This window comes from Nonomuraea sp. NPDC050643, from assembly GCF_040654715.1.
GTDB lineage: Bacteria > Actinomycetota > Actinomycetes > Streptosporangiales > Streptosporangiaceae > Nonomuraea.
The window spans coordinates 22,492-40,722 of record NZ_JBFAIM010000011.1 but is presented as its reverse complement, the minus strand read 5'-3'; the positions used below and the strand labels follow the sequence as shown (position 1 = coordinate 40,722).

Annotated in this window: 21 protein-coding genes; 14 read left to right on the top strand and 7 right to left on the bottom strand. The window is 71.1% G+C overall.

Features of this window, described 5'->3' with window-relative positions; genetic code table 11:
- The first annotated feature begins 41 nt into the window (after positions 1-41).
- Entirely contained in the window at positions 42-455 is a 414-nt protein-coding gene (locus tag AB0I15_RS16275) for a hypothetical protein (protein WP_358095387.1), read from the top strand.
- Positions 456-484: 29 nt separating this feature from the next.
- Here the strand turns inward: AB0I15_RS16275 and AB0I15_RS16270 are convergent, their stop codons facing one another.
- On the bottom strand, positions 485-616 hold the full coding sequence (locus AB0I15_RS16270; RefSeq protein ID WP_358095385.1) for a hypothetical protein: 132 nt from the start codon (positions 614-616) through the stop codon (positions 485-487).
- A 77-nt stretch (positions 617-693) separates the two neighbouring features.
- On the opposite strand from AB0I15_RS16270, the gene AB0I15_RS16265 reads away from it, so the two are divergent.
- From AB0I15_RS16265 to AB0I15_RS16255, 3 genes are all read left to right on the top strand, one after another.
- Positions 694-957, top strand: a complete 264-nt coding sequence (locus tag AB0I15_RS16265) for a hypothetical protein (protein WP_358095383.1) — start codon at positions 694-696, stop codon at positions 955-957.
- A gap of 119 nt (positions 958-1,076) precedes the next feature.
- On the top strand, positions 1,077-1,376 hold the full coding sequence (locus AB0I15_RS16260; protein WP_358095785.1) for a DUF4193 domain-containing protein: 300 nt from the start codon (positions 1,077-1,079) through the stop codon (positions 1,374-1,376).
- A gap of 118 nt (positions 1,377-1,494) precedes the next feature.
- Positions 1,495-2,568: a Gfo/Idh/MocA family oxidoreductase gene (locus AB0I15_RS16255; protein WP_358095381.1), complete on the top strand. Its 1,074-nt coding sequence runs from the start codon at positions 1,495-1,497 to the stop codon at positions 2,566-2,568.
- 155 nt (positions 2,569-2,723) lie between these two features.
- Here AB0I15_RS16255 and AB0I15_RS16250 read toward each other — a convergent pair whose 3' ends face one another.
- Positions 2,724-3,467 (bottom strand): CAP domain-containing protein, encoded by a 744-nt coding sequence (locus AB0I15_RS16250; protein WP_358095379.1) that lies wholly within the window; start codon positions 3,465-3,467, stop codon positions 2,724-2,726.
- 78 nt (positions 3,468-3,545) lie between these two features.
- Complete coding sequence (locus tag AB0I15_RS16245) at positions 3,546-4,232, bottom strand: hypothetical protein (RefSeq protein WP_358095377.1); 687 nt, start codon at positions 4,230-4,232, stop codon at positions 3,546-3,548.
- Between the two features lie 472 nt (positions 4,233-4,704).
- Here AB0I15_RS16245 and AB0I15_RS16240 point away from each other — a divergent pair, with 472 nt between their 5' ends.
- Together AB0I15_RS16240 and AB0I15_RS16235 are read left to right on the top strand one after the other, a co-directional pair.
- Positions 4,705-4,896, top strand: coding sequence for a hypothetical protein (locus tag AB0I15_RS16240; protein WP_358095375.1), 192 nt, complete (start codon positions 4,705-4,707; stop codon positions 4,894-4,896).
- Positions 4,897-4,906: 10 nt separating this feature from the next.
- Positions 4,907-5,083, top strand: coding sequence for a hypothetical protein (locus AB0I15_RS16235; RefSeq protein WP_358095373.1), 177 nt, complete (start codon positions 4,907-4,909; stop codon positions 5,081-5,083).
- Positions 5,084-5,170: 87 nt separating this feature from the next.
- On the opposite strand, the gene AB0I15_RS16230 is transcribed toward AB0I15_RS16235, so the two are convergent.
- Together AB0I15_RS16230 and AB0I15_RS16225 are read right to left on the bottom strand one after the other, a co-directional pair.
- The gene (locus AB0I15_RS16230) at positions 5,171-6,754 is read right to left on the bottom strand and encodes an endonuclease/exonuclease/phosphatase family protein (protein ID WP_358095372.1); all 1,584 of its coding nucleotides are present in this window, start codon (positions 6,752-6,754) and stop codon (positions 5,171-5,173) included.
- Positions 6,755-6,853: 99 nt separating this feature from the next.
- The gene (locus tag AB0I15_RS16225) at positions 6,854-8,173 is read right to left on the bottom strand and encodes an FAD-dependent monooxygenase (protein ID WP_358095370.1); all 1,320 of its coding nucleotides are present in this window, start codon (positions 8,171-8,173) and stop codon (positions 6,854-6,856) included.
- Positions 8,174-8,276: 103 nt separating this feature from the next.
- Here AB0I15_RS16225 and AB0I15_RS16220 point away from each other — a divergent pair, with 103 nt between their 5' ends.
- Together AB0I15_RS16220 and AB0I15_RS16215 are read left to right on the top strand one after the other, a co-directional pair.
- A complete protein-coding gene (locus AB0I15_RS16220; protein WP_358095369.1) occupies positions 8,277-8,903 on the top strand; it encodes a TetR/AcrR family transcriptional regulator in 627 nt (208 codons plus the stop codon).
- Between the two features lie 98 nt (positions 8,904-9,001).
- Complete coding sequence (locus AB0I15_RS16215) at positions 9,002-10,804, top strand: FAD-dependent oxidoreductase (RefSeq protein ID WP_358095367.1); 1,803 nt, start codon at positions 9,002-9,004, stop codon at positions 10,802-10,804.
- On the opposite strand, the gene AB0I15_RS16210 is transcribed toward AB0I15_RS16215, so the two are convergent.
- Positions 10,801-11,841 carry a medium chain dehydrogenase/reductase family protein gene (locus AB0I15_RS16210; RefSeq protein WP_358095365.1) on the bottom strand — a complete coding sequence of 347 codons (1,041 nt, stop codon included), beginning with the start codon at positions 11,839-11,841 and terminating at the stop codon, positions 10,801-10,803. The two genes, AB0I15_RS16215 and AB0I15_RS16210, sit on opposite strands and share 4 nt — an antisense overlap.
- 123 nt (positions 11,842-11,964) lie before the next feature.
- Entirely contained in the window at positions 11,965-12,423 is a 459-nt protein-coding gene (locus AB0I15_RS16205; protein ID WP_358095363.1) for an Lrp/AsnC family transcriptional regulator, read from the bottom strand.
- A gap of 94 nt (positions 12,424-12,517) precedes the next feature.
- Here AB0I15_RS16205 and AB0I15_RS16200 point away from each other — a divergent pair, with 94 nt between their 5' ends.
- The 6 genes from AB0I15_RS16200 to AB0I15_RS16175 all read left to right on the top strand — a co-directional run bounded on the left by AB0I15_RS16200 (position 12,518) and on the right by AB0I15_RS16175 (position 18,002).
- A complete protein-coding gene (locus AB0I15_RS16200) occupies positions 12,518-13,414 on the top strand; it encodes an LLM class flavin-dependent oxidoreductase (protein WP_358095361.1) in 897 nt (298 codons plus the stop codon).
- Positions 13,411-13,836 (top strand): nucleoside deaminase, encoded by a 426-nt coding sequence (locus AB0I15_RS16195; RefSeq protein WP_358095359.1) that lies wholly within the window; start codon positions 13,411-13,413, stop codon positions 13,834-13,836. Before AB0I15_RS16200 ends, AB0I15_RS16195 begins: the two co-directional genes overlap by 4 nt.
- A gap of 61 nt (positions 13,837-13,897) precedes the next feature.
- Positions 13,898-14,386 (top strand): MarR family winged helix-turn-helix transcriptional regulator, encoded by a 489-nt coding sequence (locus AB0I15_RS16190; protein ID WP_358095357.1) that lies wholly within the window; start codon positions 13,898-13,900, stop codon positions 14,384-14,386.
- A 72-nt stretch (positions 14,387-14,458) separates the two neighbouring features.
- Positions 14,459-15,907 carry an MFS transporter gene (locus AB0I15_RS16185; RefSeq protein ID WP_358095355.1) on the top strand — a complete coding sequence of 483 codons (1,449 nt, stop codon included), beginning with the start codon at positions 14,459-14,461 and terminating at the stop codon, positions 15,905-15,907.
- A 373-nt stretch (positions 15,908-16,280) separates the two neighbouring features.
- On the top strand, positions 16,281-17,144 hold the full coding sequence (locus AB0I15_RS16180) for a hypothetical protein (protein WP_358095353.1): 864 nt from the start codon (positions 16,281-16,283) through the stop codon (positions 17,142-17,144).
- A 516-nt stretch (positions 17,145-17,660) separates the two neighbouring features.
- Complete coding sequence (locus tag AB0I15_RS16175) at positions 17,661-18,002, top strand: Lsr2 family protein (RefSeq protein WP_358095351.1); 342 nt, start codon at positions 17,661-17,663, stop codon at positions 18,000-18,002.
- The last annotated feature ends 229 nt before the right edge of the window (positions 18,003-18,231 follow it).

Genomic DNA, 18,231 nt, shown 5'->3' with positions numbered 1-18,231 from the left:
CAGGTCACTCGCACGCCAATCCGAGTCAGAAGGAGAAGACCGTGACACACACCTGGCCGCACTCGCCTCGCACCGACGGCCGCCGAGCGGGAGCGCGGCGCGCCGGCGCGCTCTTCATGGCCGCGATCTCGGCCGCGGCCTCGGCCGCCGTGCTCCTGACCGCGGCTCCCGGGCCCGCGAACGCCGCGCCCGCGGCCTTCGCGGAGTCCGCCTCCGCCCTCGCCGTGCCGATCCGTGTCTCCAGCCGCCTGCCGTCCTGCGTCACCGCGTGGGAGAGGGCGGGTCTCGTGACGCGGACCGGCTACGTCAAGAGCGCCTGCCGTGGCACCTACAAGGTCAAGTTCTACTGGGTCGGGGTACCCGACAGCGGCTGCCGTACCCTCAGCCCAGGGGAGACCGAATCCCACAAGGTGAACAAGTTCCAGGCCAGAGGGGCGCTGATCGACCGCTGCTAGCCCCCGTCATCGGCCGCCTGCCAGGGCGCTCAGGTCGACCATGGCCGGGCGGCCGGGATCGGTGAGGACGTCGATCGCGACGATCCGGCCACGGGTGACGCCGCGGAGGGCGCCGGCAACAGGGCCAGGAAGAGCGCCGCCACCAGGAGAAGGACGCGCATGTCTAGCTCCCTGTCGTCCCGAAGGTGAGCGGGGCTCCCTGGATCGTCATCGTCCCCGGCGCGTTGCGCGCCTTGGCATGGAATGGCTGCAGGTGGCGGACGTCCCCGTCGCCGACGGCACGGTGACCGTGCGCCACGACGGTCACGTCTCCACGACCTTCACCAACAGGTCGGACGAGACGCTGCTCTGGGAGGCCCGTTTCCTGGGCGAGCACCGGTGGCTGGAGATCAACGGGCGCCGGCTGCCGGGCCGGCCGGAGGTCATCGACGGTGTCCGCCACACCGTCGTCAAGGCCCCGGTCCGCCCTGGCCGGACGGCCGGTGCCAAGATTCTTCCCTGACAGCTTGATGCCAGAAGGTTCGCTGGGGATTCCCACGGGGCACGGATGGGAATCTCCCGGCGGATCGGGCACAAGAAAGCTGCCCGCGTGAAGACATATAGACGAGGCGGATGAACACCATGGCTACCGACTACGACAGCCCACGCAAGACAGACGACGATTCCAGTGAGGAGAGTCTCCAAGAACTCCAGACCCGCCGCGCCGACACCTCGTCCGGCAGCATCGACGTCGACGAGACCGACCTGGCCGAGTCGCTCGAACTGCCCGGCGCGGACCTGTCGAACGAAGAGCTGTCCGTGCGCGTGATCCCGCCTCAGGCCGACGAGTTCACGTGCTCGAGCTGCTTCCTGGTGCACCACCGCAGCCAGCTCGCCGCCGGGAAGAACGGCCGGCAGGTCTGCCTGGAGTGCGCCGCCTGATCCCGGGCGACGGCGGGGCCGCGGGCGGGCGCACCGCCCGCGGCCGAACCCGCCGGGTACGCTGATCCGGAGCCGCCCAGGCACGAGGTCGTCTCGGCTCCCGAGGAGGTCAGGCTTCATGACCACGACGTTCGGCGCGATCGGCAGCGGGCGGCGCACCCGGTTCTTCCTCCGGCTGGCCGCGGCGATGCCCGACCGGTTCCGGGTCAGCGGCGTGGTGACCCGCAGCGCGGAACGGGGTGGCGAGGTCACCGCCGAGTGGGGCGTACCGGCCTTCCGCTCGGTCGGCGAGCTGCTCCGGCACGAGCGGCCCGACTACGTCGCCGCGGCGGTGCCCTGGCCCGCGATGCCGGACGCGATCCGCGAGGTGGCCGGGCTGGGGGTGCCGGTCCTCGCCGAGACGCCGCCCGCGCCCGACCTCGACGGGCTGCGCTCCTTGTGGCGTGACGTGGGCGGCACCGGCCTGGTCCAGGTGGCCGAGCAGTATCTGCTGATGCCCGGCCACGCGGCCCGGCTGGCGCTCGTCCGGGAGGGTGTGATCGGCGAGCCGACCTCGGTCCAGGTCTCCTCGACCCACCTCTACCACGCGGTGTCGCTGATCCGCGGCCTGCTGGGCGTCGGCTTCGACCCCGCCGAGATACGCGCGGGCGCGTTCGAGGCGCCGCTCGCCGACCCGCTGGGCTTCGACGGCTGGCACGGCGACGACACGCCGCGACGACTGACCACGACCATCGCCACCCTCGACTTCGGCGGCAGGATGGGCCTGTACGACTTCACCGACAACCAGTGGTGGAACCCCTTGCGCACGCGGCGCATCGTGGTGCGCGGCTCGATCGGCGAGCTGGTCGACGACCGGGTGGTCCGGCTGGCCGACCCCGTGACGCCGGTGGAGTCGAGGCTGATCCGGCGCGACACCGGCGTCGACCTCAGCCTGGAGCTGCGCGACCTCAAGCACATCAGCTTCGACGGGCGGGTGCTCTACCGCAACCCGTTCGACGGCTTCTCCCGGTCCGACGACGACATCGCGGTGGCCGACATCCTCGAGCGCACGGGAGCCTGGGCCCGTCAGGAGGGCCCGCCCCCCTACCCGCTCGCCGAGGCCTGCCAGGACCACCTGATCAGCGTCGCCATCGAGGAGTCGGTGAGGACCGGCGGCCCGGTCACCACCGGCGAGGAGGCCTGGGCGGGGTGAAGGCTCTCCTCACCGGACGGTGACGACCGGAGCGTGCGGCCCCTCGGCTCCCGGCATGTCGTCCGTACCGCCGGGAGCCTCCTTGTGGGCCGGGCCCCGTGCAGGATTCGCCCGGCGAGGCGGTCTGGATGTCACGGATTCTCCGGCGCCGTGCGTCAGCCGCAGCGCCCGAACATCTGCACGTACGTCACGGCCGGCGTGACGGACCCGGCGGCCGGGTCGGCGCTGCCGAGGGCCGCCTTGGTGTACGCCTCGGTGAAGGCCGGGTCGAGGATGGCCTCGCGGTGCGGCCTGCTGTTCATCCACCAGGTGACGGCCGCCCGCGGGGTGACCTGGGAGCCGCCCCAGCCCGCGTAGGCGTTCTCGGCGACGGCGTACGACGAGCAGCGGCGGCCGTAGCCCACGGCCTGCGCGCGGCTGAGCGGGGTGGAGCCGGTCTGCGGATTGACGTGCGGGTCGCACTGGCCGGGGGCGTCCTTCATGGGACGGCAGTCCTTGCCCGGCGTGACCTTGCCCCACCAGCGCAGCTTGACGGAGTCCGCGGCGTGCCTGGCGGCGGCGCTGCCGAGCGTGGGCGCGCCCTTCTTGCCCAGCGTCAGGTATCTCTTCAGCGGCTGCCGGCCGATCGCGGCGCGTTCGGCGTTGATCAGGCAGAGCACGGCCGGTTCGATGGCGAGCTGCTGCCTGAGGAAGGCCGCGAGGCCCTGGCGGGTGGCGGGGAAGGCGGATTTGGGCTGGTAGACCACGTCGATGTCGGCGCAGGTGCCGGCGCCCTTCAGGGGCGCGGCCGCGGCGGCCGGCTGGGCCAGGGTCACGGCGCCGGTCAGGCTCACCAGGAGGGCGCCGGTCACGACGGCGGCGGCCCGCCGGTGGGAGGAGGACGGTGAAAGAGGGCTCATGGGGGCTCCTTGCTGGCCGGTGTCCTCCAGTGAAAGCCGGGGGCCTTGCAAGCGCCTTTCTGTCCTTGGAGACCCCTTTCAGTCGCTTTGCGAGAGGCTGGCGCGGTCAGGTCGGTGCTCGGCGCCGGTGGGCGCGGGGAGCGGCTTGCCGAACGGGACGGCGCGCAGGGCCCGGAGACGTTCGACGGCGCGGGGGTGGCCGTGGTCGGCGGCCAGCCTGTAGTAGAACCGGGCGATGTCGCGCTTGGCCGGGCCCTCCTGGTCGTAGGCCTGGCCGTAGGCGAAGGAGAGGTTCGCCGCGAACTCGACGGGGCGCCGATCGGCCGCGAAGGCTTCGGCGTCGGGGTGACGCTGCTGGACCGCGGTGTGGATCCAGTAGCGGGCCGCCGCGGACTCGCCGGTCAGCACGTGGATGATCGCCAGGCGGTAGGCGGACTCCGTGTCTCCTTCGGCCGCCAGCCGGACCAGGCGCGCGACGGTTCTGGTGGTGCGCCGCTCGGCCTCGTCGGCGGGTGTCCTGAAGAGGTCGTACGAGCCGGGGGCGTGGCGCTGGGGTTCGTTCCTGGCGGCGCGCCAGCGGGCCTGCCACTGCGACACGGTGCCGAGGGTGTTCGTGGGCAGGCCGGTCTGCCCGGCGTGGAGATGACAGACCATCACGAACGAGGCGACCAGCCCCCAGTCGGGCAGGCGTTCCCGCTTGCCGTTGAGGATGTCGCTGAGCGTGCTCCCCGGTAGCTCCTTGGGGATGCCCGTCGTGCGCGACAACCGTTGCATCTGGGAATAGCTCGGCTGGCCGGCCGATTCCCGCAGCTCAATGAGCGCAGCTATGAAGGCGGAATGGGCTCCTGCCCGGAAAGTGTCAGTCATCGTCCTTGGTGGAGTAGATAGGGGTGATGTAGGTCGCCATATTTGCAGAAAAATACTCGCAGATAACGACTCTTCACAGATTCCATCTCATCCGGTCGCTGTGGTCACCTCGGCTGATCGCCGGCTCATCAGCCCCAGGAGCAGCGCAGGGTCCCGATTCGGGGCGCCGGGTGGGCGTTCGTCCGAATTCTCGGGCCTTTAGCCGGATAAATCCGGATGAGTCCGGAAGACATCGGAAGTTTACGTCTTGCCGGTTCATTTTCCACCTTGTACGGCCCCGTCCGAACGCGGGTGAACCGCTGGCCGGCGATCTTCACGAAGACGCAGGGTTGGCCCCATTCATCGCCGCTCTCCGGAAGGCCCGCACCTTATGCCGTTACTCACGGCTCGCCCGTCGAGCATCGCGTACTGCGCCGACGCTCCCTGCCCGGCGGATGAGCGGCTGCTGGTCACGCTCCTGACGACCTGGGTGCTCGCGTCGGGACGCACACCGCCCGCCGTACGCCCCGACGACCTCACCCCCGAAGAGCTCATCGACTTCTGGGCCGACGACCGTACCTGAAAGAGGACCGATGTTCACCACGTGTCAGTTGCTCACGCTCACCCTGACGTTCATGATCGCCGCGATCACCTGCGCGCTCGTCCTGGCCACCGGCGTGGAATGGCCGGGCGCCCTGCTCAGCGGCGGCGGTGCGGGCGGGGCGACGCTGGCGGCCCTGCCCAAGCTGCTGAACAGGCGCGACCCATAGCCCGGCCGGGCAGGCGCCGCACCCCGTGGGTGGGACGAGCCCATGTGCACGCCTGGACGCGCACGTGGGCCGGCGTTGGACGAACGGTCAGGGCCGCGAGGTCCGGAACGTCGTCAGGACGGCGGCGTGGTCGGAGGTCCACTCGTTGCCGCGGTGGCCGGGAACGGCCGTCGGAACGCCCTCGACCAGGGCCCTGGAGCCGGTCACGCGGAGCGGGCCCGCGTAGTAGACGAAGTCGATCCGGTCCTGCGGCTCGGGCTCGCCCTTGTGCGAGTCGTGGCCGTAGCCGCCGGTGAACGCCGGATAGATCGGCGACCAGGTGAGGCCCGGCGCGGTCACCGGGTCCGGGCTCGCCACCCGGTAGGAGTCCAGCAGCCCCGCCTGCGCCGGCAGCACCGAGGCCGGCCACGGGACCGAGGCGTAACCGCAGCGGCGCGTGGCCGGGGTCCAGTCCAGGTGGGAGGGAGCGTTGAAGTCGCCCGTCAGCAGCACCGGCGTGAGCCGCGTCGCGGCCAGGTCCGCCCGCATCTCCCGCAGGATGGCCTTGATCTGGGGCGTGCGGCCGGAGCGCTCCTCGTTGGCCAGCAGCTCCTTCTCGCTCAGCTTGCCGAAGCACGCGTCGTACGGGCCGTAGGGGGTGTAGCCGAGGTGCGCGTTCCACACCACGACGTCCTGCCCTTCGCCGATGCGCACCCGGACCTTCGTCGCCACCGACAGTGGGCCGCTCGCCACGGGCGCCCTGCGCTCGGTGATCGGGTAGCGGCTGATCACGCCCAGGTCGGTGCCCGACTGGTGGTAGTCCCAGCCCAGCGCCTCGGCCAGCTCGCGGGTGGAGGTGGCCGAGGTCTCTTGGAGGCCCACCACGTCCACGTCGGACGTGAGCAGGAAGCGCAGTTGTTTCTCCCGCCCGCCGTCGACCTGGCCGCCGCCGTGCCAGAGGTTGAAGCTCATCACCTTGAGTTCGGGCACCAGGTCCTGACCTCCGACTCGGATGTCGACGCCGATCGTCGCCGTGGTGGTCTCGGCGCGTGCGTTGCGGGCCTCGACGCGCAGGGGCGCCGCGCCGCGCTGAACGCGGGGCGTCCCGGTGATCTCGCCGTCTTCCGACACGCTGACCCACTCCGGCCCGCTGACCTTGCGGAAGGCGAGCCCGTCGGTGTCCCCGCGGACCAGCCCGCCCACCGTCGCCCGGTACGGCTCCTGGACGCGGGCGTTACGCAGGTCGAACGCGTCGGCGACGAAGTGCGGCGGCGCGTCGCTCGTGATCCGCACCTTGACCGGCGCGGCGAGCCACTCATAGCCGTCCCGCGCCAGCGCGAAGACGATGTGGTCGCCGGGCGCCAGCCCGTCGGTCGGCAGCGTGGCCTCACCGCTTCCGGCGGTGATGTAGGTCCAGCGCAGCGACGGGCCGACGAACTTCTGCTCTACCGGGCCGTTGCCCGGGTCGGTGTAGAGACCGAGCCAGTTGGTCGCGTGGGGACGGGGGGTGCTGTACGAGACCTTGATCGGCTCTCCGGCGCGCACGGACGGCGCGGCGACCCGCAACGTGCCGTCCACCGAAGCCGGCTGCGTTGGGGATGGGGACGGTGACGGCGACGGTGCCGCCAGGGCCGGGACCGTGCCGGTGAACAGGACGAGCATCGCTGTTCCGAGCGATGTAAGCCAACGCATCCGCGCCTCCTCAACTGACCCCGTGCAGTTTGGGGCGGGCCGATGACGATCATGTGTACGGATCGTGGCAAACCGCCGGCCGGCGGAGGAACCCCTGGCCTAAGGGCGGAGCAGTCCTCTGGCCTCGGCCCGGTGCCCGGCGAGCTCGCGCAGCGTCTCCCCGGTCGCCCGGACGATGTCCGCCCGCGAGCCGCCGCCCCGCAGCAGCGCGCGGGCGGTCGCCCTGACCAGGCCGGGCAGGGCGAGGGTCTCCCGGGGGTCGCGGATCCGGGAGTAGACGTCGAGCACGCGGCGCACGCCGCCCGGCGGGTCGGTCAGCGCCCTGAGCAGTTCGAACTGGACGTGGGCCAGGCCGTCACCCCGGCCGAGCAGGTTGGTCCAGTGGTAGGTGTGCACGCACTGCGCGTCGCGTGTGCGCTCCCATGCGCGGGTGGCCCGGTCGAGCGCGGCGGGGTCGTCCAGGACACCGGCCGCGCGCTCGCCCAGCAGCCGCCCGAACCGCACGGCGTCGCGGATCCCCTGCGCCGTGACGGGGTCCTTGAAGTGCCCCGCGTCGCCGGCGAGCACCCAGCCGGGGCCCGCGGAGCGGCGGAAGAACGACGGGTGGGTGGCGGAGCTGACGATCCTGCTCGTCCGGGTGCAGCCGGTCAGGCGCTCGGCCAGCCCGGGCACCAGGCCCACGGTACGGTCGAACTCCGCCTCCAGATCCCCGCGGAAGTCCGCCGCCCGCTCGACCGGCGGCATCAGCAGCACCAGCGACAGCCCGCCGTCGCAGGGGAAGGCGTTGCCCAGCTCGCGGCCGGTCAGCCACATCGCCGCGGTGCCGCGCCACTCCTGCCGGGGGTCGTCGTAGTAGGCGTAGTAGCAGGCCCGGCCGTTGGCGTGGGCGATGCGCGGGTGCTCCGCGCCGGCCAGGCGGGCGACGGTCGAGCGGCGGCCGTCCGCGCCGACGACCAGGCGGGCGCGGATCTCGTACTCGCGGGTCCGGTCGCGGACGCGTACACCGGCGGCGCGGCCGTCCTCCCAGAGCAGATCGATGACGCGGTGACCCTCCCTGATCTCCGCGCCGGCCTCGCGGGCGGTCTCGGCGAGGGCCGCGTCGAGGGGCGCGCGCCGTACGCACAGGCCGTGGGCGATGCCGTCCACCGGCGTGTACGTGCCGGTCGCCGCGTGTCCGGGCCCGCCGATGAAGGCGCGGGACAGGCGCGGGGCGCCGATCTTCTCGACGCGTTCCAGGGCACCGACGCGGGCCAGTTCGGCGACGCCTCCGGCGAAGAGCAGGTGGGTGGAGACCGTGGTGGCGGGGAACCGGACCGGATCCACCGCGATCACGCGCCGCCCCGCCCTGGCGAAGGTGGCGGCGGCGGCCGAGCCCGCGCAGCGTGCCCCGGCGATGACGACGTCGGCCTGCTCGGCCATCGGACCTCCTCGCGGCCGAACTCCGCTAACCGACGAATGTGTCGGTTGAAAATGACGGTAAGCGGACGGGAGTCCGGAGTCAACGGGCGGTAGTGTGCACGGCATGGCGAGCAGGGAGCTGAAGAAGCGCATGCCGGGCTCGGCCCGCCGGGCCCGCATCGTCGAGGCGGCTCTGGAGGTCTTCGCCGCGCGGGGCTACCACGCCACGGCGATGGAGGAGATCGCGATCGCGGCGGGGGTGACGCGGTCGGTCCTCTACGACCATTTCCCGTCCAAGCGGGTGCTCATGATCACGGTCCTGCAAGAGCAGAACGCCCTGCTCGTGGCGCATGTCGGCGCCCGGATCACCGGCTCGGGCTCGCCCGGCCGGCGGCTGCGCGCGACCCTCGACGCCTACTTCAGCTTCGCCGAGGACCGCCCGGCCGCGCGCCGCCTGCTGTTCGACCACACCGACGAGGACGACCCCGAGATCAAGGCCGTGCGCTGGGGCATCAGGGAGACCCGCACCCGCTCGGTGGCCGTGATGCTCGGGCGCGACCTGCGCCGGCTCGGCCTCGACCCGGAGGCCGAGATCGCCCAGGCGGTCGTCGAGCTGCTGATCTCGGGAACCGACGGCCTGGCCCAGTGGTGGGCCCGCCATCCCGCGGTGCCGCGCGAGCAACTCGTCGAGGCCGCCATGCTCGTGCTGTGGAACGGGCTGTCCCAGCTTCCCGGCGCCGACGTCCGCTGACACACCCGCACGGCCGCGTATTGACAGAAGTGAGCCGGGCGTTCATCGTTCCGCCTAACTGAACCAACAGCAGTGTCGGTTAGGTGGGAGGTTCCGTCGTGGACCAGCGAGAGAGCCGGAACGGGATCGGACGGCGGCGCTTCGTCACGGGCGCCATCAGCACAGTGGCCGGCGCGGCGGCGGGGCCGCTCTGGGGCGCTCAGGAAGCCAGGGCGGCGGCGCCCTCCCTCGTCAGCGCCGCCCCGGGCAGGAACGTGGCGATCTTCGGGGCCGGGATGGGCGGGCTGAGCGCCGCCCACGAACTGGCCGAACGCGGTTTCCAGGTCACCGTGTACGAGCGCAAGGCCCTGGGCGGCAAGTCCAGGAGCATCCCCGTGCCGGGCACCGGAGCGGGCGGCCGCCAGGACCTGCCCGGCGAGCACGGCTTCCGGTTCTTCCCCGGCTTCTACCAGAACCTGCCCGACACCATGAGCCGCATCCCGTACGGCTCGGGCACCGTGCGCGGCAACCTCGTGCCGGCGAGCCTGGAAGTGATCGCGTACAAGGGCAAGGAGCTGCGTGTCCCGGTGCCCGGCAGCGTCGGCGGGGTCCTCACGCACGAGGCGATCAGGGCCTACTTACGCAGCGCCCTGACGGCCGTCACCACGGTTCCGCTGACGCAGATCGAGTTCTTCGTCTCCAAGCTCGTCGCCTTCGTCACCAGCGGTCCCCGGCGGCGGCTCGGCCAGTGGGAGAACATGAGCTTCGCCGACTTCATCAAGGCCGACGTCATGTCACAGGAGTACCGCGAGCTGCTGGTGCACCTGTTCACGGCGTCCCTGGTGGCGGCCCAGCCGGACAAGGCCAACACCCGCACCATGGGCCTGATGTTCGAGGCGCTCGTCTACAGCGCCCTCGGCCTGGGGCCGTACGGGCCGCCCGACCAGGTGCTCAACGGCCCCTCCAACGACGTCTGGCTCACCCCCTGGATCGGTCATCTCGGCAGCCTCGGCGTGCAGTTCAAGCTCGGCTGGACCGCCACCGGGTTCGACTACTCCGGCGGCCGGATCACCGGCGTGCGGGTGAGCGATCCCAGCGGCGCCACCGGCACCGTCACCGCCGACCACTACGTCGCCGCCCTTCCGGTCGAACGGCTGCAGCCCCTGCTCACGTCCGCGATGAAGGCCGCCGATCCCGCGCTCGCCCGGCTGAGCCTGCTGGAGACGGACTGGATGAACGGGGTCATGATCTACCTCAAGGAGCCCCGCCCGATCGCCCACGGGCACCTCATCTACGCCGGCACCCCCTGGGCGCTCACCTCGATCAGCCAGGCCCAGTTCTGGAGCGGCGACTTCGCGGCGCGCTACGGCGACGGCACGGTCACCGACTGCCTGTCCCTGGACCTGTCGGACTGGAACACCCCCGGCGTCCTGTTCGGCAAGACGGCCAAGCAGTGCACCCGGCCGCAGATCGTCCAGGAGGTCCTGGCCCAGGTGCGGGCGGCCCTGCCCGGAGGCGCGGCGCTGCTGCCCGACTCGATCGTCCGGTCCTGGTTCGTGGACACGGCGATCACCGGCGAGGGCACCCCGGCCGTGGCCAACGACGAGCCGCTGCTCATCAACACGCCCTCGTCCTGGACGAACCGCCCCGGCGCCACGACCCGGATCCCGAACCTCTTCCTGGCCGCCGACTACGTCCGCAACAGCATCAACCTGGCCACGATGGAGGGCGGCAACGAGGCCGGGCGCATGGCGGCGAACGGCATCCTGGACGCCGCCGGCTCCTCGGCCTCCCGGGCCCGGCTCTTCGAGCTCTACCTGCCGCGCGAGTTCCAGCCGCTCTACAACACCGACGACGCCCGCTACCTGCTGGGCCTGCCCAACCAGTTCGACCTGCTCAGCCCGTACTGGCCGGGACACTAGGCCGCGTTCGGGGTGAGCACGATCTTCCCGGCGACTGTGCCGGACTCGGCCAGCCGCAGCGCTTCGGCGGCGCGGCCGAGCGGGAGCCGGGCGGCGATCTGGGCGGTGACGTCGCCGCGCTGGAGGGCCGCGAAGACCTGGGTGAGGTCGGCGCGCAGCCGGGCGCGGAACCGGTTCTTGGCCAGGGCCCGACCGGCCCACACGTTGAAGAAGTAGGCGCGGCGGCGGTTGGGCAGCGCGTTCCACAGCCACGTCCGGCCGAGCAGCTTGACCACGGGCCACTGCTTGGAGCCCTCGTCGTCGCGCGTGGAGGCGCTGCCGTAGGAGACGAGCGTGCCGCCGGGCGCGAGCATCCGCCAGGAGTCGACGATGCCACGGCCGCCGACATGGTCGAAGACGGCGTCCACCCCGCCGGGGGCGAGTTCGCGGACCCGCGCGGCGACGTCCTCGGCGCGGTAGTCGATCGGGACGACGCCGCGCTCGCGCAGGGCGTCGTGGTGGCGGGCGGACGCGGTGCCGATCACCTTCACGCCCGCGGCCTGCGCGAACTGCACCAGGACCGAGCCGACGCCGCCGTTGGCGCCGTGCACCAGGACGGTCTGACCGGCGCGGACGCGGGCCTTGCGGTGCAGCATCTGCCAGGCGGTGATGCCGTTGAGGACCAGGGTCTCCGCCTCCGCCGCGCCGACCCCCTGGGGGACCGCCACCACGTCCGCCGCGTCGGCGACCACGTGGCTGGCCCAGCCGCCGACCTTGACCAGCGCGGCCACCCGGGTGCCGGCCAGGGCGGGGGCCACGCCCGCGCCGGTCGCGATGACCGTGCCGACCAGGTCGTAGCCGGGGACGAAGGGGAACGCCGGCTGGTCGTAGTAGCGGCCGCGGCGCATCTGCTGCTCGGCGAAGGAGACCCCGGTGGCCTCCATCCGGATCACGACCTGGCCCGGACCGGCGGCGGGGACGGCCCCGTGCCGGATCTCCAGGCCCTCGGGCTCCACCTTGCCCGGCAGGACGATCTCGACGAGTTCTTCGGTGCTCATGACGACCTCCATGGGTGATGCGGTTTCGCTTCTGTTAGAAGTTGTAACCCATGGCGCAGAGAAGTGTCAATAACCTTAGTGATATCCTCTAACTAAACAGGGAAGCTGTAGCTGCGCGAGGCGTCAGACCGGCTCGGGCGGGATCCGGGGGCCGCGGTAGGGGAGGGTCTGGCTGTAGACGATGTTGGTGGTGGTGCTGCCGAACTGGGCGAGCTCGTCGACGATCCGCTCGAGATGGGCCATGGAGCCGGCCGCCACCTTCAGCGTGTAGCAGTCTTCGCCGGTGGTGCGCAGACACTCGAGGATCTCCAGGCGCTCGCCGAGCAGGCGGCGCAGGGGCTCGTGCCGGTTGCCGGGATATTTCAGGCGTACGAGGGCCAGCACCGCGAAGCCGACCCTCGCGAGATCGACGTCGGCCCGGTAGCCGGCGACGACGCCCAGCGTCTCCAGCCGCCTGACCCGCTCGGTGGTGGCCGAGGCGCTGAGGTTCACCCGGCGGCCCAGCTCGGTCAGAGGGATGCGCCCGTCTCGCTGGAGCTCCACCAGGATGGACCAGTCGGTCTCGTCGAGATCCTCGGCCATTGGCCCAATGTACCGGCAGATTCACGGTGTACCAGCGTGAACGCCGTGAGCAAGGTCTTCAAAAAAGGGGAACCGTCTCGATAGCGTCGGTCTCATGCGCATCGGGGTGAATGTTCTGAACTTCGGGCCGGGCACGGATCCGGCCATGCTGCGGCGCTGGGCGCTGACCGTGGAGGCCCTCGGCTACGACCTGCTGACGATCTCCGACCACGTCGTGGTGACGCCCGACGTGGCCGAGCAGTATCCGGCGCCGTTCTACGAGCCGTTCACGACGCTCGCGTGGCTGGCCGGCGTCACCGAACGGATCAGGCTGGGCACCTCGGTGCTCATCGTGCCCTACCGCCATCCGCTCCTCATGGCGCGCATGGCGGCGAACCTCAACCGCTTCAGTGGCGGCCGGCTGGTGCTGGGCGTGGGCGGGGGATGGGCACGGCAGGAGTTCGAGGCGCTCGGGGTGCCGTTCGAGCGGCGCGGGCGGCTGACCGACGAGCACCTGCTGGCGATGCGCGCCGCCTGGGCGGACGAGGACGACTACCGCAGCGGGCAGATCCCGATCTGGGTCGGCGGGAACGGCGAGGCCGGCCTGCGCCGCGCCGTACGCCTCGGCCAGGCGTGGCACCCCCTGCGCATGACGCTTCCCTGGCTGCGCGACGCGGTGGGCCGCCTGAAGGGCATCGCGGACGAGCTGGGCCGGCCGGCGCCCGCCCTGGCGCCCCGCATCGTGCTGCGGCTGACCGGCACGCCGGTCACCGGTCCCGACCGGCTGGCGGGGGAGGGCACCATCGAGCAGGTCCTGGAGGACCTCGAAGAGCTGCGGCTGCTGGGCTCCGACACCGTCGTGCTCGACCCGTTCGGCGAGGACCCCGCCGAGACCCTGCACCCGCAGACGGCCTGGAGCGCGCTCGCGACCGTGGCCGACCGCTGGCCCCTGGACACTCACGACACCCATGACACTCACGACACCCCCGACACCCGGACGGAGCGACCATGACGCCTGAGGACGAGAACTTCCTGCGCAGGGCCATCGAGCTGGCCGCGCGGGCGAGGGCGAGCGGCGACGCCCCCTTCGGCTCGCTGCTGGTCGGGCCGGACGGCGATGTGCTGGCCGAGGAGCACAACACGGTCACCAGCGACGGCGACATCGCCGCCCATCCCGAGCTGAAGCTGGCCCGCTGGGCGGCCCGGGAGCTGGAGCCGGCCGTCGCGGCGGGCACCACCATGTACACCAGTTGCCAGCCCTGTGACATGTGCCGGGGCGGCATCGAGCGGTCCGGGCTCGGCCGCGTGGTGTACGCGCTGTCCAACGAACAGTTCGGCCTGCTCAAGCCGGGCGGCGGCTGGCCGCGGGTGCCCCAGGACGGCCCAGCGCTGTTCGAGGAGGCACGCGTCCCGATCGACGGCTTCTATTCGTGACCGGCGCGGATCATCCCTTCGTGGATAATCCGCGCCAAAACCATTTGGGTAGGCTGGAACCATGACGGCTATGGCCCCGGCGCGTACCGAAACGGACCTGTCCTTCCTGCTCGACCACACCAGCCACGTGCTGCGTTCCCAGATGACGGCGGCGCTCGCCGAGATCGGGCTGACGCCGCGCATGCACTGTGTGCTGGTGCACGCGCTGGAGGAGGAACGCACCCAGATCCAGCTCGCCGAGCTGGGCGACATGGACAAGACCACGATGGTGGTCACCGTGGACGCGCTGGAGGAGGCGGGCTACGCCGAGCGCCGGCCGTCCAGCACGGACCGCCGGGCGCGCATCATCGCGGTCACCGGCACCGGGGCGGAGGTCGCCCGGCGCAGTCAGGAGATCGTCGATGGCGTGCACCGGGCGGCGCTCCAAGCCCTGCCCGACGAGGAACGCGAGGTCCTGGTGCGAGCCCTGAACCGGCTGGTCGAAGGCCATCTCGCCACCCCGGCCGAAGGTCCGCAGCAGGCCCGCCGGGCTCGGGAACGCAAAAAGTAGATCAGAAGGGGATCGTCTACAACAGAACTATCTGTTACGGTCTCTCTTGTCGACTTGAGACGGGAGAGACCAATGTCGAATGTGCTCACCTCGCGTTGGACGGCGCTCGGCGTGCTGTCCGCGACGGGTTTGATGACGGTCCTGGACGGCAGCATCGTGACGGTCGCGATGCCCGCCATCCAGCGGGACCTCGGCTTCTCACCGGCCGCGCTGAGCTGGATCGTCAACGCCTACCTGATCCCCTTCGGCGGATTGCTGCTGCTGGCCGGCAGGCTGGGCGACCTGATCGGCCGCCGGACGATGTTCCTGGCCGGGAACGTGGTCTTCACGGCCGCCTCGCTGCTGGCGGGCGCGGCCACCGGCCCCGGCATGCTGATCGCCGCCCGGTTCCTCCAGGGCGTGGGCAGCGCGCTCGCCTCCGCCGTCGTCCTGGGCATCCTGGTCACGCTGTTCACGGAGCCCGCCGAGCGCGGCAAGGCCATCGCGGTCTTCAGTTTCACCGGCGCGGCCGGCGCCTCGATCGGCCAGGTCGTGGGCGGTGTGCTCACCGACGCCCTGAGCTGGCCGTGGATCTTCTTCATCAACGTCCCGATCGGGGTGGCCACCGTGGCGCTCGCGTTCGTGGCGCTGCCCGGAGACCGCGGGATCGGCCTGGGCGCCGGCGCGGACCTCGCCGGGGCCGTGCTGGTCACCGGGGGGCTGATGCTGGGCATCTACACCGTGGTCAAGGTGGAGGAGTACGGCTGGGTGGCCGCCCACACGCTCGGTCTCGGCGCGGTGTCGCTGGCCCTGCTCGCCGGGTTCGTGGTGCGGCAGGCCAAGGCCAGGACGCCGCTCATGCCGCTGCGGATCCTGCGCTCGCGCAACGTGGCCGGCGCCAACCTCGCCCAGATGCTGGCCCTGTCGGGGATGTTCGCCTTCCAGATCCTCGTCGCGCTCTACATGCAGCGGGTCCTCGGCTACGGGGCCCTGCAGACCGGGCTGGCGATGCTCCCGGCGGCGGTGGGCATCGGCTCGATCTCCCTGTTCGTCTCGGCCCGGCTCACCGCGCGCTTCGGCGCCCGCGCGATCCTGATCACCGGTCTGGCGCTGCTCGTCGCGGCCATGGTGCTGCTGTCCCAGGTGCCGGTGAACGCCGGCTACGTCACCCACCTGCTTCCGGCGATGCTGCTGATCTCGGGCGGCGGCCTGGTGCTCCCGGCGCTGGCCTCGCTCGGCATGTCCGGTGCGCGGGAGAGCGACGCGGGGCTGGCGTCGGGGCTGTTCAACACCACGCAGCAGGTGGGCATGGCGATCGGGGTGGCGGTGCTGTCCACGATGGCCGCCTCGCGCACCGGCGACCTGCTGGCCGCGGGGGCCGGTCAGGCGGTCGCGCTGACGGCGGGCTACCGGCTGGCGTTCGGCATCTCGGCCGGGCTGCTGGTCGCGGCGTTCGCGGTGGCGATCTTCGTCCTGCGCCGCCCCGCCCCGGCCGCCGCCGAACGGAACCCGGCGGAGATGGAGCCCACCGCACTCCTCTGACCCCGCACGCCCGGTCTCATCGCCCGGTACGCCGTCTTCGGTGTGCCGGGTGTTCGGTCTTCTCGGGGGTTCAGGCCATCCGGGCGGCATCGGCGGATCGAGAGGAAGGTCACCCATCGCCGCGGCCGCTGGTTCTGGGTTTCGGTTACACAGGGTCGTCCTTATTGGTAGTTTTGGGCGCTTTGGTGGAGAAACTTGTGAGGTGCACGAGGTGCGGCGGTTTGGACTTGTGGTCGGTGGCGTGGCGGTGTCCGGCTGCCTGGTCGCGGGATGCTCGGCACTGCCGGGCTTGCCGGGGCTGAACGCGAAGCCGGCGTCGTCCCCGGCATCGTCCCCTGCGTCGCCGGCGCCGAGTGGCGAACCCTCGGCGCCCGTGACCGCTCAGGAGACGGCCGCGACGTTCGCGGACTACATCAAGCGCAACAACGCCGCCAACGCGGTCATGAGCGACACGCTGCTGGCCGGCTACGAGGGCGGCTCCAGCCTCGCCATCGACAAGGCGTCGTACGCCTCCGCCCGGAAACTGGGCGATGACGACGACTACCAGCCGTTCGTCTACACCAGGCCCACGTTCCACGTGCCGGCCTCCAGCGAGCCCTGGTTCCTGACCACCGCGTACTGGAAGGGCAAGAAGGAGACCGCCAAGCAGCCGAGCTACCTGCTGTTCGCCCGCGAGGGCGACGGCTGGCGGCAGGTGTACTCGCCGGACGTCTTCAAGGGCGCCGATCTGCCGCGCATCGCGACGGACGCCTCCGGGGCGGCCACCGAGGTGGGGCAGGCGGACGCGGCCGGGCTGCTGATGTCGCCCGCCGCGTTCGCCAAGGGCTACGCCGCCCTCGTGACGGGCAAGGGCACGAAGGCGGAGAAGAGCCGCTACGCCGCCGACGGGATCGTCACCGACGCCGCGTCGAACCGGCTGAAGATGAACAGGTACGCCCGGGTCAACGAGGGCGCCCGCCCGGCCGCCTATCCGTCGTACGCCTTGCGCACGGCCGACGGCGGCGCGCTCGCGTTCACGACGATCGAGCGGACCAAACGTTACGACGTACGCCAGGGGCCGGAACGTAACTACGTCTTCCAGGAGAACAACGGGCTCCTGCAAGGCAAGTACTACACGTACATGAAGTTGACCGAGCTGATCCAAGTGGTCGCCCACATACCACCGAAGGACGGGAAGCCCGGTCAGGTCAAGGTGGTGGCCTCGTACAGAGGCATCATCTCCGGCAGCGGGCGTTAAAGGCGCGGCTCACTTGAATGGAACTTCAATAGTAGGGTTTCGTCGCCATTGACCGCGGGAGGGAACGCCCGCGCGACCCGCGTCGCCTGGAGTGAGAGGTGAGCCGGACGATCGGCGCGTGGGCGGGCCGGCCGGCGCGGGCGCCTTTCACCCGGATAAGGCCGCGTCATGGTGATCACCACAGGTCGCGGCACGCGTGCCGCCGCCTAAGGTGAAGTCACCGGCTCTTTATACTTGTTCCTGGTGACAAGGGGGCATAGGAGAGCTTGTGTCGATCTCGGGCACGCCGTCCGCCGATGAGGTTCTAAGATGTTCCCCGCCCGGCCATGAGGCCGCGCCGCCACCGATGAATGTCGGCTCGAGAACCGCGAGAACTGCGCTAGATGAGGGAAAGACGTCGTAGTGCGGTGTCGGCTCGTGAAGTTCCTTTGTGTAGGCACGACAGCCATAGTGGATGCGTGACATGCTGAAGATGGCTACAGTACCTGCAACCGTAACGTAATGGGGAGCGCTCTTATGGCGAAGCGTATTGTTGAGTCCTTTCTCGATGACCTCGACGGCAGCGACGCTGAGGGAACCACGCGGTTCGCCCTCGACGGCACCAGCTACGAGATCGACCTGTCGGGCTCGAACAGGGAGAAGCTGGAGAAGGCTCTCGCCCCCTTCATCACCAAGGCCCGCGCGGTCCGCGCCGACAGGGGCACCCGCGGCCGGCGCGCCGGCGGCGCCTCCGCCCGGGTCGTCAGCCGTGAGAAGTCCACTGAGATCAGGAAGTGGGCCAAGGCTCAGGGGCTGCCGGTGAGTGAGCGAGGCCGGATCGCCGCCACCGTCGTGGAGCAGTACGAGGCGGCCCACTGAGGCCCGCTGAGCACCGCGGGGCGACCCGGCCACGAGTTCGGCCGGTGATCATTCGGGAAGCGGTTCCCGAATGGATGGATCATGCCGTTTTGTGTCCGGGCGAGGCCCGGCCAATCGTTTTCCCGAAAGCCGGAGATCATTTGTCCGGCTTTCCACTGGATTCGCCTGATCAGAAATCGATCATGGCTTTTTTCCTTGGGGGAGGGCGGGTGAACGCCGCGGCGTCCAC

Bases quoted from the DNA above. Each gene is read 5' to 3' on its own strand.
- AB0I15_RS16270 (WP_358095385.1), bottom strand. From the start codon at position 616: ATGCGCGTCCTTCTCCTGGTGGCGGCGCTCTTCCTGGCCCTGTTGCCG.
- AB0I15_RS16265 (WP_358095383.1), top strand. From the start codon at position 694: ATGGAATGGCTGCAGGTGGCGGACGTCCCCGTCGCCGACGGCACGGTG.
- AB0I15_RS16260 (WP_358095785.1), top strand. From the start codon at position 1,077: ATGGCTACCGACTACGACAGCCCACGCAAGACAGACGACGATTCCAGT.
- AB0I15_RS16255 (WP_358095381.1), top strand. From the start codon at position 1,495: ATGACCACGACGTTCGGCGCGATCGGCAGCGGGCGGCGCACCCGGTTC.
- AB0I15_RS16250 (WP_358095379.1), bottom strand. From the start codon at position 3,467: ATGAGCCCTCTTTCACCGTCCTCCTCCCACCGGCGGGCCGCCGCCGTC.
- AB0I15_RS16240 (WP_358095375.1), top strand. From the start codon at position 4,705: ATGCCGTTACTCACGGCTCGCCCGTCGAGCATCGCGTACTGCGCCGAC.
- AB0I15_RS16235 (WP_358095373.1), top strand. From the start codon at position 4,907: ATGTTCACCACGTGTCAGTTGCTCACGCTCACCCTGACGTTCATGATC.
- AB0I15_RS16230 (WP_358095372.1), bottom strand. From the start codon at position 6,754: ATGCGTTGGCTTACATCGCTCGGAACAGCGATGCTCGTCCTGTTCACC.
- AB0I15_RS16225 (WP_358095370.1), bottom strand. From the start codon at position 8,173: ATGGCCGAGCAGGCCGACGTCGTCATCGCCGGGGCACGCTGCGCGGGC.
- AB0I15_RS16220 (WP_358095369.1), top strand. From the start codon at position 8,277: ATGGCGAGCAGGGAGCTGAAGAAGCGCATGCCGGGCTCGGCCCGCCGG.
- AB0I15_RS16210 (WP_358095365.1), bottom strand. From the start codon at position 11,841: ATGAGCACCGAAGAACTCGTCGAGATCGTCCTGCCGGGCAAGGTGGAG.
- AB0I15_RS16205 (WP_358095363.1), bottom strand. From the start codon at position 12,423: ATGGCCGAGGATCTCGACGAGACCGACTGGTCCATCCTGGTGGAGCTC.
- AB0I15_RS16200 (WP_358095361.1), top strand. From the start codon at position 12,518: ATGCGCATCGGGGTGAATGTTCTGAACTTCGGGCCGGGCACGGATCCG.
- AB0I15_RS16195 (WP_358095359.1), top strand. From the start codon at position 13,411: ATGACGCCTGAGGACGAGAACTTCCTGCGCAGGGCCATCGAGCTGGCC.
- AB0I15_RS16190 (WP_358095357.1), top strand. From the start codon at position 13,898: ATGACGGCTATGGCCCCGGCGCGTACCGAAACGGACCTGTCCTTCCTG.
- AB0I15_RS16185 (WP_358095355.1), top strand. From the start codon at position 14,459: ATGTCGAATGTGCTCACCTCGCGTTGGACGGCGCTCGGCGTGCTGTCC.
- AB0I15_RS16175 (WP_358095351.1), top strand. From the start codon at position 17,661: ATGGCGAAGCGTATTGTTGAGTCCTTTCTCGATGACCTCGACGGCAGC.